General features: G+C 48.5%; 14 protein-coding genes. 2 read left to right on the top strand and 12 right to left on the bottom strand.

Annotation, left to right across the window (positions count from 1 at the left end; genetic code table 11):
- Positions 1-35 precede the first annotated feature (35 nt).
- From smc to PAHA3_RS05130, 11 genes are all read right to left on the bottom strand, one after another.
- The gene (gene smc / locus PAHA3_RS05180; protein WP_062833764.1) at positions 36-3605 is read right to left on the bottom strand and encodes a chromosome segregation protein SMC; all 3570 of its coding nucleotides are present in this window, start codon (positions 3603-3605) and stop codon (positions 36-38) included.
- Between the two features lie 411 nt (positions 3606-4016).
- Positions 4017-4721: a ribonuclease III gene (gene rnc / locus PAHA3_RS05175; RefSeq protein ID WP_036670338.1), complete on the bottom strand. Its 705-nt coding sequence runs from the start codon at positions 4719-4721 to the stop codon at positions 4017-4019.
- A gap of 13 nt (positions 4722-4734) precedes the next feature.
- Positions 4735-5973, bottom strand: coding sequence for a beta-ketoacyl-ACP synthase II (gene fabF / locus PAHA3_RS05170; protein WP_062833763.1), 1239 nt, complete (start codon positions 5971-5973; stop codon positions 4735-4737).
- A 180-nt stretch (positions 5974-6153) separates the two neighbouring features.
- Positions 6154-6387, bottom strand: coding sequence for an acyl carrier protein (acpP, locus tag PAHA3_RS05165; protein ID WP_024630176.1), 234 nt, complete (start codon positions 6385-6387; stop codon positions 6154-6156).
- 152 nt (positions 6388-6539) lie between these two features.
- Positions 6540-7289: a 3-oxoacyl-[acyl-carrier-protein] reductase gene (gene fabG, locus PAHA3_RS05160; protein ID WP_017689228.1), complete on the bottom strand. Its 750-nt coding sequence runs from the start codon at positions 7287-7289 to the stop codon at positions 6540-6542.
- 211 nt (positions 7290-7500) lie between these two features.
- Positions 7501-8442 (bottom strand): ACP S-malonyltransferase, encoded by a 942-nt coding sequence (gene fabD / locus PAHA3_RS05155; RefSeq protein WP_062833762.1) that lies wholly within the window; start codon positions 8440-8442, stop codon positions 7501-7503.
- Positions 8443-8467: 25 nt separating this feature from the next.
- A complete protein-coding gene (locus PAHA3_RS05150) occupies positions 8468-9457 on the bottom strand; it encodes a beta-ketoacyl-ACP synthase III (protein WP_062833761.1) in 990 nt (329 codons plus the stop codon).
- 8 nt (positions 9458-9465) lie between these two features.
- Complete coding sequence (plsX, locus tag PAHA3_RS05145) at positions 9466-10461, bottom strand: phosphate acyltransferase PlsX (protein ID WP_017689231.1); 996 nt, start codon at positions 10459-10461, stop codon at positions 9466-9468.
- Positions 10458-11006: a transcription factor FapR gene (gene fapR, locus PAHA3_RS05140; protein ID WP_062833760.1), complete on the bottom strand. Its 549-nt coding sequence runs from the start codon at positions 11004-11006 to the stop codon at positions 10458-10460. The genes plsX and fapR overlap by 4 nt, the downstream gene beginning before the upstream one ends.
- 373 nt (positions 11007-11379) lie before the next feature.
- Positions 11380-11553: a 50S ribosomal protein L32 gene (rpmF, locus tag PAHA3_RS05135; protein WP_017689233.1), complete on the bottom strand. Its 174-nt coding sequence runs from the start codon at positions 11551-11553 to the stop codon at positions 11380-11382.
- A 67-nt stretch (positions 11554-11620) separates the two neighbouring features.
- Positions 11621-12127 (bottom strand): YceD family protein, encoded by a 507-nt coding sequence (locus PAHA3_RS05130; protein WP_062833759.1) that lies wholly within the window; start codon positions 12125-12127, stop codon positions 11621-11623.
- Positions 12128-12590: 463 nt separating this feature from the next.
- Here PAHA3_RS05130 and hmpA point away from each other — a divergent pair, with 463 nt between their 5' ends.
- Both hmpA and PAHA3_RS05120 read left to right on the top strand, forming a co-directional pair.
- A complete protein-coding gene (gene hmpA / locus PAHA3_RS05125; protein ID WP_062833758.1) occupies positions 12591-13826 on the top strand; it encodes an NO-inducible flavohemoprotein in 1236 nt (411 codons plus the stop codon).
- A gap of 287 nt (positions 13827-14113) precedes the next feature.
- Positions 14114-15346 (top strand): nucleotidyltransferase, encoded by a 1233-nt coding sequence (locus PAHA3_RS05120; protein ID WP_062833757.1) that lies wholly within the window; start codon positions 14114-14116, stop codon positions 15344-15346.
- Positions 15347-15695: 349 nt separating this feature from the next.
- On the opposite strand, the gene PAHA3_RS05115 is transcribed toward PAHA3_RS05120, so the two are convergent.
- Complete coding sequence (locus PAHA3_RS05115; RefSeq protein WP_062833756.1) at positions 15696-16736, bottom strand: SepM family pheromone-processing serine protease; 1041 nt, start codon at positions 16734-16736, stop codon at positions 15696-15698.
- Positions 16737-16857 lie beyond the last annotated feature (121 nt).

Raw genomic sequence — 16857 nt, 5'->3', positions numbered from 1 at the left:
CAATGAGTTCATGTGTCTCGCAGGTTTGGATCAGATCAGGCAATTACAGCTTCCTCATCTTCCAGTTTAACCGAAACAAGCTTGGATACGCCGCCCTCTTCCATGGTAACACCGTACAATACATCCGCTTCTTCCATTGTACCTTTACGATGGGTAACAACGATGAACTGAGTTTGTTCGGAGAACTCACGCAAGTACTGGGCAAAACGTACCACGTTGGCTTCGTCCAACGCTGCCTCAACTTCATCCAGCACGCAGAATGGTACAGGTTTGACATGCAGGATGGCAAATAACAGAGCCATCGCCGTCAAAGCCCGCTCCCCACCAGATAACAGTTGCAGGTTTTGCAGTTTCTTGCCTGGTGGCTGGGCCACAATATCTATTCCCGTTTCAAGCAAGCGCTCCGGGTCCATCAGAACAAGGTCAGCACGTCCCCCGCCAAACAGCTTAGTAAACACGGTACCGAACTCACGGCGGATCGCATCAAACGTGATCTTGAATCGCTTCGCCATCTCGTCTTCCATTTCCCGAATAACCTGATACAACGTTGTTTTAGCTTCCACCAGGTCATTCTTCTGTTCACTCAGGAACTCATAACGCTCATTGACCCGCTGGAACTCCTCAATCGCTCCCAGGTTAACCTCACCCAGGGCGGATATGCTGCGCTTGAGCTTCTGTACCTCTGCCTGTGTATGCTCCACATCTTCCGGTACAGGATAACGCTCTTTGGCGAGCTCATAGCCCAGTTCGTATTCATCCGTCAGCTTCCGCAGTATATTTTCCAACTCAACATCCAGCCGGTTCACGGAAATTTCCGTCTGTCGCATCTGCTCTTCCACCGCTTTCAACTGCATGCGCTGTTCCTTCGTTTCGCTCTCGGCAAGCTCAAGCTTCTTCGACAACTCACTTCGGGCAGCACGTTTGAAGTCCAACTCCTGGGAAGCTTCCGCTTTTTTCAGCTTGTACTGGTTCAGATCTTCAATCTGCTTGACACTCTCGGTCTGTGTTTTCTTGAGATCTGCTTCCATCGAAGCCAGCAACGTGCGATTCTGACGAAGATCTTTCACCAGCGACTCCACTTCCCGCTCCAGACGCCGCAATTGTTCCCCATTGGAGAATCGCTCCTGATCGAGCTTACCTTCGCGCACTTTCAATTCGGTGAGTTGGCTCTGCAATTCCTCCTTCGCGGATTCATTGGCTTTCCGAGCAAACTCAGCTGCATGAATGGCACGATGCGTTGCTTTTTCTTCCTCTTCAAGCTGCTCTAACTTCTTCACAGCAACGATGCGAGCTGTATCCAGCTCTTTGATCTCTTCGGTGAACCCGCTCTTCTCCTGACCTGCAACAGCAACCTGTTCAAGCACATGTCGAAGCTCATGCTCTACCTGCTTCATTTCCATCGAAGCCTGCTGTTCTGCATTTCGGGTATCGTCACCGGACTGACGAAGTTCGTCCAGTTTGTCCTGACACTGCTCCAGTTGAACTTTTACATCATCCACACTGCGATGCAGCTTCACGATCTGATTTTCGGTATCCAAAATATCCTGGTCGAGCTGGTCCAGCTGCCGTTTACGACTGAGCAGACTCACATTTTTCTTATGCTGGCTACCACCGGTCATGGAACCACCCGCATTAACCACGTCGCCTTCAAGCGTCACGACCCGGAAACGATACTGGCATCGAGCCGCAATTTTATTCGCGACCTCCAGCGTTTCGGCAATGATAACATTACCGAGCAGGCTACCAATGATCGAAGCATACTTGGATTCGAATTGTACGAGATCAGCACCGATCCCCACAAAGCCCTCCATGCCTTCGATCATGGAACGTTCAGCCGCTCCAATGGCACGTGGACGAATGACATCCAGAGGCAGGAACGTTGCCCGGCCCAATTGACGTTGCTTCAGAAAAGCAATCGCCTGTCTTGAAACTGATTCATTTTCCATGACCACATGTTGCAAAGATGCGCCCATCGCTGTCTCTACTGCAAGTTCGATCTTCTCAGGAACTTTAACGAGTTCAGCCACAGCTCCATGAACACCGTTTAGTGTGCCTTTGCGTGAAGCCTTGAGAACCTCCTTGACACCCAGCATAAATCCGTCAAAATCATCCTGCATCTCTTTCATCGTATCGCGGCGGGAGACCTGAGCTTCACGTTTCTGTTCCCATTTACGGACTGTGCCCCGACTTTCTTCCAACAGCTTCTGCAGCGACTGGAGTCGTTCACTTTCCGTAATGTAGCCACCACGTAGATCACTGATTTCTTTGCCCAAGCGAACAACTTTTTTCTCAATGTCCGCTTTGCGACTCTCCAGTGTTTCCTTCTGATCTTCCCATTTGCCCGATTCCTCAACCGCGCGATTCATTCTGCGCTCCAGCGTTTCTTTCTGCTGGTCCACGTAACGAATTTCATTTCGTGTCTGGGCCATCTGATTCATTAGCTCCAGCAAGTTGCCTTTGAGGCTTTCCTCTTGCTGCTGGCTAATGCCACCTGTGACACCGATGAGTTTGGCCTCTTCCTGCGACAACTGATTTCTCACATCATTCAGTTCATGCTCAAGCTTGCCAAACTTCTCACGCAGTGCAAGGAGCTCGGTTTCCCGTTGGGAATGTCTCTCTTCACTGGCGGCAAGCGTTACTTTGAGCTGCTCCTGATTCGTTTGAAGATGGTGCGAGCGTTCTTTGAGCAGTTCCCCAAGCCCTTCACTTTTCTCCGTCGCTTCACTGAATTGTAATAATGCGGATTGCAGTTGCTCTGTCTCTGTTTCCAGGATACGCAGCGCATTCCTATCATTTTCCAGCTTGGCATCATGCGTAGAGACAATGGCGGCCAGTCCAACCTCTTCCTGTTTTAGCGATTGCAGCCTTTCGTTCGCCTTACTCCAGGAAGCATGAATCTGTTCGATCTGGTACACATACATCGAGATCTCCTGCGATTTGAGCTGTGAACGAAGTTCCTTATAGTGGATGGCTTTCTCCGATTGTTCCTTAAGCGGTCCAATCTGATCTTCCAACTCGGTCACGAGATCATGAATCCGCAGCAAATTCTGCTCTGTCTCATCCAGTTTGCGCGTAGCATCCCGCTTGCGGGATTTATATTTAACGATACCTGAAGCCTCTTCAAAAATGCCCCTGCGATCCTCTGAACGGGTACTCAGAATCTCTTCGATTCGCCCCTGTCCAATAATCGAGTAGGCCTCTTTACCAATGCCGGTATCCATAAACAACTCCGTGATATCCTTCAAACGACAAGATTGTTTGTTGATAAAATACTCACTATCTCCACTGCGATGTACACGACGAGTTACCGTCACTTCACCGAAATCCAATGCAAGTGCGTGATCCTCGTTATCGAGCGTTAGCGAAACTTCGCCGAAATTAACAGCCTTCCGTGCGTCACTGCCTGCAAAAATGATATCTTCCATCTTGCCACCACGCAGCGACTTGGCACTTTGTTCCCCCAGAACCCAGCGGATTCCGTCCGATATATTACTCTTACCACTTCCGTTCGGACCTACAACAGCCGTAATGCCACGAACGAATTCCATCTCCGTTTTGTCGGCGAATGACTTGAATCCACCCAATTCAATCCGTTTTAAAAACATAGGGTTTCTCGTCACCTCCTCTTGCAAATTTCAAGTATTGCATTCCAGCGCCTAAATGAATTGAACCATTGCTATTACACATGATCACTCCAATTGCAGTACCATACTCCGATCGCTCTTATCCCCAGATTTTCTTTATTCCCTTATCCAAGGGAAAAATCCGTTGATAAATGCGGAGCATATGCTTCCGATGTAGCTTTCTTTCAGAAAGCTTTTAGCTTCGCTTCTTCAGATTGGTTCTGCACTCTTCATTTTGTGTAAAATAAGATTCAACATATTTAGTTAACGATCAGGCTAACTCCCCCTGAACCTCTTTACAAAAAAAAGAGCAAAAAGCAGTCCGGCCGATTACTTCCGCCGGGGCGGACCCGCGGGCTGCTCTTTGCTCTTCGTTTGTCTATGCGCTATCGGTTAAGCTCCGGCTTCCGGAAGCTTCAAACGATCAAGTGCTGCAGATGCAGCCTGTTGTTCCGCTTCCTTTTTGGAACGCCCTGTACCTCTGCCAAGCCGTTCTTGACCCATATGGACCTCCGAGACAAACTCACGTTCATGGGCAGGTCCCCGTTCCTCAACGATACGGTATTCCAAAGCTCCCATATTGTGATGCTGAGTAAGTTCCTGCAGTTCCGTTTTGTAATCACTCATTTGCAGCTTGCTGCCCAGAACGATTAATGGGAAGACATGCTGGTCAAGAAATGTCCGAACAGGCGCAAGCCCCTGATCCAGATACAATGCACCAATGAAAGATTCAAACACATCTGCCAGCAAAGCCGGCCGTGTCCGGCCTCCAGTTAGTTCCTCACCTTTACCAAGAAGTACATACTGCCCAAAACCCAACGCTTCAGCAAATTTGACGAGGGAAGGCTCACAGACAATGGATGCCCGCAGCTTAGTTAATTCACCTTCCGGACGGTTAGGATACAAATGATACAAGTATTCCGATACAGTCAGTTCCAGCACGGCATCGCCCAGAAACTCCAGACGCTCATTGTCCTGATGCTGACTGAACCGGTGTTCGTTTACATAAGAAGCATGGGTAAACGCTTGTTTTAAAAGCTGCCTGTTGTCAAATTTGATTTGAAGTTTGTGTTGTAACTGCTTCAGATCTTCACTCAAACGAACTAGCCCCTTATGCTTCAAATTTTTTGAGAATAATGGTGGCATTGTGACCGCCGAATCCAAATGAATTGGACATGGCAATATTGACCTTAGTTTGACGTGGAACATTTGGTACATAGTCCAGATCACATTCTGGGTCCTGATTTTCCAGGTTAATCGTTGGAGCCAGTGTCTGATGTGTCAGTGACAATCCGCAGATGACTGCTTCTACACCACCAGCAGCGCCAAGCATGTGGCCTGTCATGGATTTAGTGGAACTCACCGCGAGCTTGTACGCATGATCGCCAAACGCCTTTTTGATCGCAAGTGTTTCGGATCTGTCGCCTACAGGCGTCGAAGTTCCGTGTGCATTGATGTAATCCACTTCTTCAGGCTCAATGCCCGCATTGCGAAGTGCCATCTTCATGCAACGTGCTGCTCCGTCCGGATCTGGTTCTGTCATGTGATGTGCATCGCCAGTCAGACCATAACCAATCACTTCACCATAAATACGTGCACCACGTTTTTGAGCATGTTCCAGGGATTCCAGAATCAGAACGCCCGCGCCTTCGCCCATAACAAAACCATCACGTTCTGTATCAAAAGGACGACTTGATTTCGCAGGATCATCATTACGTGTAGACATTGCGCGCATCGCACAGAACCCTGCAAGACCTGTTGGTCTGATTGTTGCTTCCGCACCACCACAGATCATGGCATCTGCATCACCATTGGCAATTAGCTTGAAGGAATCTCCGATGGAGTGTGTACCTGTTGCACAAGCGGTAACAACGTTAATGTTCGGACCTTTGGCACCAAGAGAAATCGACATTTGACCTGAAGCCATGTTCGAGATCATCATGGGAATGAAGAATGGACTTACACGTTTTGGACCTTTTTGCAGCAATGCATTATGTTGGTCCTCCCAAGTACCCAATCCACCAATACCTGATCCGATGGATACACCGAAACGCTCTGCATCAATGTTCTCGTTAATTTTCAGACCACTGTCTTCAACGGCTTTGAAGCCGGCTGCCACAGCGAACTGAACAAAACGGTCCATTTTGCGAGCATCCTTGCGATCCATGTATTCTTCCGGGTTGAAATCCTTGATCTCGGCTGCAATCTGTGTCGTATATTCACTCACATCAAACGCCTCAATCTGAGAGATTCCGGACTTTCCTGCCATTAAACTGCCCCAGAACGTTTCCAAATCTTTTCCGAGCGATGTCATTACGCCCATTCCGGTAATTACTACTCTTTGTTTCAAACCGACTCACCTCTATATCGACTGCATTACGCAAGTATTTTGTGGGAATATCCGCAAACAGGCATATATTCAACCAAGATCAGAAGACCTGCTTGAGTAGAGCTGCTTGCGGAATGAGAAAAACCAATGAATGATGAGAAGTCCCGCCTGTTCGAAAACATGTGCGGGACTAAAATGACTTTAGGTATGAGATTGTATGTAGTTTACAACTTCACCTACGGTCGTGATTTTTTCTGCATCTTCATCAGAGATTTCCAAATCAAATTCATCTTCCAATTCCATGACCAATTCCACTACATCCAAAGAATCAGCACCCAAATCTTCTTTGAAAGATGCTTCAAGTGTAACTTCAGCTTCGTCTGCGCCCAAGCGGTCGACGACGATGCGTTTTACACGCTCCAATACATCGGACATCCGGTTCACCTCCTTCTTTGGTATTATACGAGAATCGCAGGCAAAATGCCATAGAAGACATATGCGGCTCCCGGCCGGGGAACCCGGCCTTTTTCCGGCATTTCGGATCGTCCAGCGCCTGTTCCCCGACTATTGTTCAAGTCCGGGAAGAATTACATGTACATGCCACCATCGACATGCAGCGTCTGCCCTGTCATATAAGATGAAGCCTGTGAAGCCAGGAACGTGACTACACCGGCGATTTCATCCGGCTGACCCAAACGGGACAACGGAATACCACTCAGCATACCGTCCACCAGCTCCTGAGACAACTCTTTTGTCATATCCGTCTCAATGAAACCTGGTGCAACACAGTTGACTGTGATTCCGCGAGAAGCCAGTTCACGAGCGGATGCCTTCGTCAAACCAATGACTCCTGCTTTGGCAGCAACATAGTTCGCTTGTCCAGCATTGCCAAGCACACCTACAACCGAGGAGATATTGATAATTCTTCCCGACCGTTGTTTCATCATTGGACGTGTAACCGCCTTAAGGCAGTTAAACACACCTTTGAGATTGGTTTCAATAACCTGATCGAATTCTTCCTCTTTCATACGCATGATCAAATTATCACGGGTAATCCCAGCATTGTTCACCAGAATATCAACGTTGCCCCATGCTTCGAGTGTAGCTTTGACCATTTGTTCAGCTTCATCCATCAGGCCAACATTGGCTTGAAGTGTAATCGCCTTGACTCCTTTGGCACGGATTGCTTCCGCCACTTCCTCAGCTGCCGCTTGACTGCCCGCATAATTCACGGCCACGTTCGCTCCAGCCTCAGCCAGTGCCAGTGCAATACTGCGCCCAATTCCCCGGGATGCCCCGGTAACGAGTGCATTTTTACCTTCTAATGGTTTAGACATAATCATTCCTCCTTTCCCCAAATCTATATCAGTTCAACCAAAGAATGTTTACACTTGCCACTCCGATGACAGAATAAACTTCCGATCGCTGTTATCCCCAGATTTTTTTGATTCCCTTTTCTAAAGGGAAAATCCGGTGATAAAGGCGAACGCTCCGCTTCTTCAGTTTTTTTCTGTCCTCTCCGTTCTCGTGTAAAAAGTTTAGTTTAACTCATATAACTCCTTCTAATTCACTTGCCGTTGCTTCGAGCGTTTCAAGACTGTTCACATTGTAGAGTTTAACGGTTTTATCTGTTTTTTTAATCAAACCGGTCAATACACTGCCTGACCCAATCTCGATGAACGTATCCACGCCTTGCTCAATAAGCCATGTCACACTGTCTTCCCATAATACAGGAGAATAGACCTGAGCTGTTAACAAATCCTGAACTTGTCCATTCTCTGCAGGTCTTGCCGTCACATTAGCGACTACAGGAACCGTTGCCGGTGAGAACGTGACGGTTTTCAGTTTCTCTTCCAGCTTCTCAGCTGCACCCTTCATCAATGAAGAGTGGAACGGGCCGCTTACTTCCAATGCAATGGCGCGTTTACCGCCAGCTTCTTTCACTCGCTCCGCGACTGCAGCTACGCCTTCCTTTACACCAGAAACAACGATTTGTCCTGGACAATTAATGTTGGCAAGTTCAACCGCATGACCACTTTCAGATACGTCACGGCAAAGCACCCCCAGCGCTTCCCGATCCGCACCCAACACAGCAGCCATAGCTCCTTGTCCACCCGGAACTGCCTGTTCCATATACTGACCACGAGCCCGTACAATGCTCACTGCATCAGCAAACGATAGAACGCCAGCTGCCACCAGTGCACTGTATTCTCCCAGACTGTGTCCAGCCGTATAATCAGGCTGAATTCCTTTTTCTTTGAAAGCTTCAAGCAAGGCAATACTTGCTGTCAACAGAGCCGGTTGTGTATTTGATGTCTGTTTCAACTCGGTCTCCGGTCCTTCAAATACAAGATTACTCAGCGAGAAACCCAATGTTTCATCCGCTGTACGAAAAATCTCGGTTGCCGCAGGCACGGACTCATACGCGTCCTTCGCCATGCCTACAGCCTGTGATCCCTGTCCGGGAAATACAAATGCTATTTTACCCATCTCATTCATCTCCCAGCTCTCTAGTTTACCAAACGAGTACGGATGCACCCCATGTCAAACCGCCACCGAATCCAACCATCAGAACAGTATCTCCGGCTTTCATGCGACCTTCCTCGGCAGCTTCTACCAGAGCAAGTGGAATGGAAGCAGCAGATGTGTTTGCATACTTATCCACGTTGACTACAACCTTCTCTTCAGGAAGTTCAAGTCGTTGCATCGCAGATTGGATGATCCGAATATTTGCTTGGTGAGGAACAAACAGATCCACATCCGTGCGCTCCATACCAGCCTTGCGCAATACTTCGATGGTAGCCATTCCCATGACACGTACCGCAAACTTGAACACTTCACGACCGTTCATATAGATGTAATGCTTTTTATTTTCAACGGTCTCTACAGTAGCAGGCAAACGAGAACCGCCGCCTTCCATCTGAAGAAGACTGCCGCCAGCACCTTCGGCACCAAGATCGAATGCTTTAAATCCACGGCCTTCCGGAACTTCACCAACGACCACCGCGCCTGCTCCGTCACCAAAGAGGACACATGTGTTACGGTCTGTATAATCCGTAATACGAGACAAGCAGTCCGCACCAATAACAAGTGCATTGTTGTACATGCCGCTTTGGATGAAACTCGTAGCACTCGCCAAACCATATACAAATCCGGAACAAGCAGCCGACAAATCGAATGCCGCCGCACCTTTTGCACCCAGTTTGTCCTGCAAGATGCAGGCTGTCGATGGGAACGAAGAATCCGGGGTAATCGTTGCAACAATAATCAGATCAAGATCACTGCCTGTCATGCCTGCAGATTCAAGGGCTTTAATAGCCGCTTCATACGCCAGATCGGAAGTTGCCTGATCGGGTGCAGCAATATGACGTTCTTTGATCCCTGTACGACTGACGATCCACTCGTCATTAGTGTCGACCATTTTTTCCAGGTCGCTATTCGTCAAAATTTTCTCAGGCACATATTTCCCTGTACCAATAATCCCTACTGGGCGCAAATTATTCATGTCGTCACTCACTTCCCGCTAATTTCCTTAGATATGCTCTCTACCAACTGATTCTGCACTGCAATTCGAGCTTGGCGTACAGCATTTTTGATGGCATTGCCATCAGCAGATCCATGACTTTTCACAACCAGCCTACTCAAACCAAGGAGCGGCGCTCCGCCATGCTCCGTATAATCCAGCTTACGTTTCAACCCACGCAGTTCAGGCATCAGTACAGCCGCAGCCAGTTTACTTTTGAGGGAAGATGAGAATTGTTCCTTAAGCAAGGCGAAAATGGCCCCTGCTGTGCCTTCCAGCGATTTCAGCAGTATATTCCCTGCAAAACCGTCACATACAAGCACATCACAAGCACCGGTCAGCACATCACGTGCTTCTACATTACCAACAAAGCGAATTGGGAGTTGCTCCAGTAAGGGATACGCATGTTTGGTCAACTCATTACCCTTGCCTGGTTCTGTTCCTACATTGAGCAATCCCACTCTTGGGGATTCTATGCCCTGTACTTTCTGCCGATACAAACTGCCCATCAGGCCATATTGTGCAAGATGCTCCGGTTTGGCATCCATATTCGCTCCGAGATCAAGGGCAAGTACACCCACATCATCAATCGTTGGAATCATCGGCGCAAGTGCCGGACGTTCAATGCCTTCCATACGACCTACAACAAGCAAACCCGCTGTCATCAACGCTCCAGTATTGCCCGCCGAGATCATCGCGTCCGCTTCGCCTTCTTTCAACATCCGGCCAGCTACCACCATGGAGGCATCTTTCTTGCGACGTACTGCTTTAACGGGTTCATCATCCGATCCAATAACTTCCGAAGCATGCCGGACCGTCAGATTGGCAGGTCTCACACCTGACTGACTCAAAAGAGGTTCCAGCTTGGCTTCATCGCCGATCAGGACGATCTGTGTATCCGCCCATTCCGTAGCTGCGGCAATCGCACCTTCTACCGTGGATGCAGGTGCATTGTCGCCTCCCATGGCATCAATGACGATTTTCATTCCAAATGACCTCCTTCTCCGCTGTCTTCTCCACCTGAATGGTAGATTACAAAGTTGCCTTGAAACACCATCTCTTCACCTACATAGGTGAATACTTCCACTTTGGCTTTGCCCTTTTGACCCGGAATCGATCTCACATAAGCCTTAGCAATACATTTTTCTCCCAAATGAACCGAACGGACAAAACGAATGTCTGCTGATGCGGTCAACGCGATCTCGTCATTAATAATCGCTACAGCCAAGGAGTTGGCCTGTGCAAAGACATAGTGTCCACGTGCAATGCCTGTTCTGGAAAATACGTGTTCTTCCTTAATCTCAAACAAGGAAATACCGCTCTTGTCCAGCTGCAAATCCACAATATCACCGATAATCTCATGCAGGGGCAGCGAGCGTACCTGATCATACGAGCGTTCTGCCATCAGTTTCATCCGTTCCCGAAGTTCGGGTATTCCAAGTTCCAACCTGTCAAGACGAATCGTCTGAATACTCACCTTCAATTGGCGCGTAAGTTCCTGATCCGTCACAAACGGGTTTTCTTCTATCATTTTGGTTAACTGCTGTTGCCTCTGTCTCTTCGGTACACGTTCGATGCCTGACACCCCCCGCTGTATCGTTTACGGAACCGTCCCATCCGGCCAGTTCAACCATTCGTTCCTGTTGCTTCTATAGTTGCATCCCTGGTCACCAGGGTCGTTCTCAAACGGATCATGGTTCATCTATATGTAACGTCAAATCTTAGAACCTGGTACTAAACTATATTATATCTCATCCCGTGTCAAAAAGAAAGGCTGGCCTAACAAAAACAATCCACTCTTGCAGAGCACAGATTTCATGCGTGCTAACGCACTCTACCGATACCCTCTAACCCCAAAAAAAGTAGCACCTCATCGAAATGAAGTGCTACTTAATGTCCAACTATTATTGAGAGATGATCTCTCTTGCTTTGTACGTTCCGCACACTTTGCACACGTGGTGACTAAGTTTAAGTTCGCCACATTGTTCACATTTCACCATGCCCGGTACAGCCAATTTAAAGTGAGTGCGACGTTTGTCGCGACGCGTCTTGGACGTTCTCCGTTGAGGTACTGCCATTATTCCCACCTCCTTATCAAAATCAACCTTTGCAGGTAGTCTTAAAATGTTCGATTTTCAATCATGCTCATTTAAAAAAATCCTTGAGCCCTGCAAGCCGCGGATCGATAACCTGGTTATCACAACCGCAGTCACCTTCGTTCAGCTCATGGCCACACTTGGGGCATAACCCTTTGCATGTATCGCTGCATAGCGGTATAAACGGAAGATCCAGCAGAAAAACTTCCTCGGCATAACCCTTCAGATCAACGCTATCTCCATCCACATAGAGCGTATCATCGTCTTCGTGTACATCCTCTGGCTGTTTTCCCTGCTTGAATTGCTCATGAAAATCAATATGAAAATGTTCATTGATCGGCTTAAGACAACGGGAGCACAACATGTCCACTCCTATAGTCAGCTTGCCATGAACATCCACAACGTCACCTTCTCTGAATGCTGCAGATAAGTCCGCAGTCAGCGGGGTAACGGCTGTGATATCTTGTCGGTTAGAAACCAGTTCCTTGATATCCCACTCTTCGTTAAACTTCAGGGGGCCATCACTGGTAGCCACTTTGCGAAATGGCATTAACATTTCCATCACTCCAAACGAAACCAATTTCATAGTTCGTATCAAACGTATCACGACAGTTATACAGCTCAAGCCTGCTTTTGTAAAGCAATAAATCCTGACTGTATGTATTCTGACGCTTCACCGTTAAAAGTATTATGAAATTGACTTAACAAACAAAAATCATTATACCGATTTTTCAAGACGTTTGTCAACACTTTTAACTTTACACCCTATTTTAAAACGAATGGCCCAGAACCGTTTACTCCATCTGGTCTATTATAGACTCACTTCAAGATAAACTACAAGTCGTCATTTTAGTTGTTGCTCCTTGCAAACAGCGGTCACATTTCGTTAACGTTTAGTGTGATCTATATCACACAGACCCACTTGCCCCCTATCTATACTTGCTATAAACCGAAGCACGATCAGCTCCATGACCGATTGTTTATCCAACTATTTCATATTATATCGGGAGGGAAAATGTATGTTAAGCGAGCACACCATTAGAGTCATTAAGTCTACAGTACCTGTACTTGAAGTCCACGGGGAAGCGATCACACGCCATTTCTATGAAACGATGTTTACGGCTCATCCGGAACTTCTAAATATTTTTAATCACGCAAATCAGAAACAGGGACGACAGCAAGCCGCCCTCGCCAATATGGTATACACCGCTGCCCTGCATATCGATCATCTGTCCTCCATCCTGCCTGCCGTCCGGCAAGTTGCACATAAACATCGCAGCCTGGGTATCGTTCCTGAGCAATATGCGATTGTCGGCACCTATCTGCTACAAGCCATCAAAGATGTGCTTGGAGACGCGGCAACGGATGAAATCATCACGGCGTGGGGCGAAGCCTACAATGTCATTGCAGACGCCTTTATCGGGATCGAACAGGACATGTATACGGAAGCGGAAAACCAGACGGGTGGCTGGGAAGGATTTCGTACCTTCAAAGTTGCCAAGAAAGTGCAGGAAAGTGAAATCATCACGTCCTTTTACCTCGTTCCAGACGACGGTCAGCCTATCGCCAGCTATAAACCCGGACAATACATTAGTATCAAAATCCAGCCAGAGGCACAGTCATTTACCCAGATTCGTCAGTATAGCCTTTCAGATACCCCGGGTAAACCCTACTATCGCATTTCCGTTAAGCGTGAGCTAGGTGGATTAGAGCGCCCTGATGGAGTCATATCCACGTATCTCCACGACCACATTGAAGAAGGTAGTCAAGTGGAACTATCCGCTCCTGCTGGCGACTTCACGCTGGATGCAGAGGATAAACGTCCTGTTGTGTTACTTAGTGGGGGTGTTGGCTTAACGCCCATGATCAGTATGTTAAATACGCTGGTTCAGTTGAACGAAAACCGTGCAATTACTTTTTTACATGCAAGTCCCAATGGTCAATCTCACGCGTTCCGTGATCACGTGAACAATCTGGCCGAACATAATCAGAGCGTTAAAGCTTATTATTGTTATACTCAACCTGCTGTATCGGATCGTGAAAATGAGTATTTTCATAAGGAAGGTTATATGGATGCGGTCTGGCTTCGCCAAGTGATTGAGGAACTGGATGCCACCTATTATCTGTGCGGACCCGTTTCGTTCATGCGGTCAGTGTATACGGAGCTTCTGGCGCTTGGAGTTGCAGCAGACAACATTCATTATGAATTTTTTGGGCCGAAAGCTAGTCTTTCTCCCGCGTCGGAGAGTGTCTAGGCGTTCTGAGCTTATAAGATGTGATTGGGCTAACTTCCTAATGTATAAGTGTATAGGTAAGTGTCCTATCATGCTGAATTATTAAGATGAAGTTATAAAGAGGTCATTCTCCAATTATCCAAAATATGCAATAGATTTACAGGCACAGTCTGACATCCGTTGATGTCGGATTTGTGCTTTTTTCTTGTCTGAATTGGTGCATAATTTGATCTAATACATGACATCCCCTATGATGGAATGGATGTTATACATAATCGGATATCCAATCGAAAGGAGTACCTCTAACCATGAAAGCCGTAGGCGTCATTGTTGAATATAACCCTTTGCACAATGGGCACGTCTATCATTTGCAGGAAGCTCGGCGGCTAAGCGGCGCAGACGCCGTTGTTGCCGTTATGAGCGGCCCTTTTCTCCAGCGTGGCGAGCCCGCCATCGTAGGTAAAAGGGCGCGCACCGAGATGGCGCTGCACGCAGGCGCCGATCTGGTGCTTGAACTGCCGGTGGCGTACGCAGTACAACCGGCAGAGTGGTTTGCCTTTGGTGCGGTATCGCTGCTGCACCGCACCGGCGTTGTGGACTCGCTATGCTTCGGCAGCGAGTCTGGCGACCTGGACAGCCTGCAGCGCATTGCGCGCGTGCTGGCTGTAGAGCCCGCAGGGATGCGCGAGGACATCGCGCGCCGCCTGCGGGAAGGCGCCAACTACCCCGCCGCGTACGCAGGCGCGGCGGCAGCGCTGGCGCCCGGCGGCGTCGATGCTCACGACGCCGCTGCACTGCTGGAGCAGCCCAACAATTCGCTTGGGCTGCACTACCTAATCGCGCTGCAACGACTTGGCAGCGCGATCCAGCCCTTTACGGCGGCGCGTACCGGTGCCGCGTATCATGAGGCGACGCCCGGGCCGGGGGCGATCGCCAGTGCCACAGCCGTCCGCCGCCTGCTGATGGCGGACGGCCCCGATGCCGCCGCGCCATACGTGCCGGCGGCGACCCTTGCCATTCTTCATCGCGAATGGCAGGAAGGGCGCGCTCCCATACACTGGGAGCGCTTTGCACAGCCGCTGTTGCACCTTGCGGCCACCCGCCGTGCCTCCGAGCTGGAACGCATCGCCGAAGTCACGGAAGGCCTGGAACACCGGCTGAGCCGTACACTCGCTCAGCTCCCGGAGCCTTCAGTCGAATCACTCCTGGATGCACTGAAGACCAAACGTTACACACGCACAAAGCTTCAGCGTATGCTTGCCCACTTGCTCCTGAATCACACCAAAGCCGAGTGTTCCCCAGAGCAATTGGCTGCCGGACCCGGATATCTCCGCGTCCTTGGATTTAATACTCAAGGGCAAAGCCTGCTTAAACAGATGAAGAAGACCGCGTCACTGCCTGTTGTGCTGAAACCGTCGACGTTCACCCACAATCAGCTGGAACTGGATATCCAAGCTCAGGTTGCGTATGGGCTCTCTTGCGAGCATAGGGATACACGCAGGATGTTCAGTGACTACTATGAGTCGCCTGTGAGAGTGTAATCTGCTTTTGATCAAAAGGCTTAATCTCATATAGAGCTTTTAATTCCCATCATTTAGGGATCATTGATTCTTAAATATTCGACACTCAATTGTACAAGTAAAAAAATCCCCTTGCTGCGCGCCGCTCAGGCACCTCGCAACAAGGGGATTTCCTTATTCACTTCTCTTGTTATCTTAATTCTTTTAGTTATTTTAATAACTTTGAGTCTTGTGGGTCTAGTGAGTCTGTTAATCTTTCTTTAATCTCTTGATCACACTTCATTCCACTGTAATCAATTATTCCGATTTCATCCGTTCTTTATCCATCCGGTTCAACGTTGGCTCGATCTCTTCCCGCCCGTTTAAAATCCTATGATTTTACAGACAAGGTTTTCAAATAAGCCAACGCGTCATCCACCGTGCTCACAGGCACAAGTTTCATTTTGGTGCCAATTTGTTCAGCCTTGGCTTCCGCTTCCTTGTAATTATCCTTCGGCACAAAGAAGAATTCCGCTTCTTTCCGGTCAGCGGCTACAATCTTGTGCACTACACCACCAATGGCACCCACCACACCGTCCTTGGTAATGGTACCTGTACCCGCAATTCGATGACCTTTCGTCAGATCTCCAGGTGTTAACTGGTTATAGATCTCCAACGTAAACATCAATCCGGCAGACGGACCACCAACCTGGGTATCGGTGAAAGAGATCTGTTTGTCCGGATCTTCCGCTTTCACCTTCTGAACCGCACCAATCATTACGCCGAGTCCCGGTCGGGTTTCACCCGTTTTACTGTCTTTGACCTGAATCAGCTTCACGTCCCGGCTAATGGTCTCTCCACCACGTTCCAGTTGCATTTCGACCGTATCTCCGACCTTTTTATCTTTTAACTGGGCAGAAAGGACCGTATTATCCGGCGTAGCTGTCCCGTTCACTCCCAGAATAATATCGCCCGGAGCAATGTCTCCTTCCGGTTTTGGGTCTTCGGACAGTCCAAATACAAAGATATGTTCAGGTACAATGGAGTACGAAACGCCAGCCTGCTCATATGCAGCCTCCATTGCGGAGGATTGCGAGTCACTCATGAACCATACCTGTTCAGCAGAGTATTCCGCTTCGCTTTTGCCGCGCAGTCGGTCTTCCTTTTTATCCACTTGGGCATTTTGATTGAACAGAGAGGTTCCTAGCAAAAACACATTGGCATACGTTGCCGACACAGTCGTCATCATAAATACACCGCGTTCATCCCGGTCTCCACCCTTAACGGTTACCATTGGTTTTACTTCATCTGCACTGCCAGGCATATATATGATATATGGCGTTGGCATGTACACGGCAACATAGACGACCAGAGCCACCACGATCACAAAGATCGAAGCTCTGAATCCGCCAGATTTCCGAATCCGATTCATCGCATGAGCCTCCGTTCTTTGTATCTCTATATAAGCTGAACTCTACACAAATTAGTGATCGCAATACCACCTTTTGAATACTTCCATTCTCCGGTTAGGTTTCGCACTCTCTCACTCTTTG

Origin of the sequence: Paenibacillus amylolyticus (genome assembly GCF_001570725.1) — a bacterium.
Classification (GTDB): domain Bacteria; phylum Bacillota; class Bacilli; order Paenibacillales; family Paenibacillaceae; genus Paenibacillus; species Paenibacillus amylolyticus_A.
Note: the sequence above shows the minus strand (reverse complement) of the source record. Positions and strands in the feature narration are given on the sequence as shown.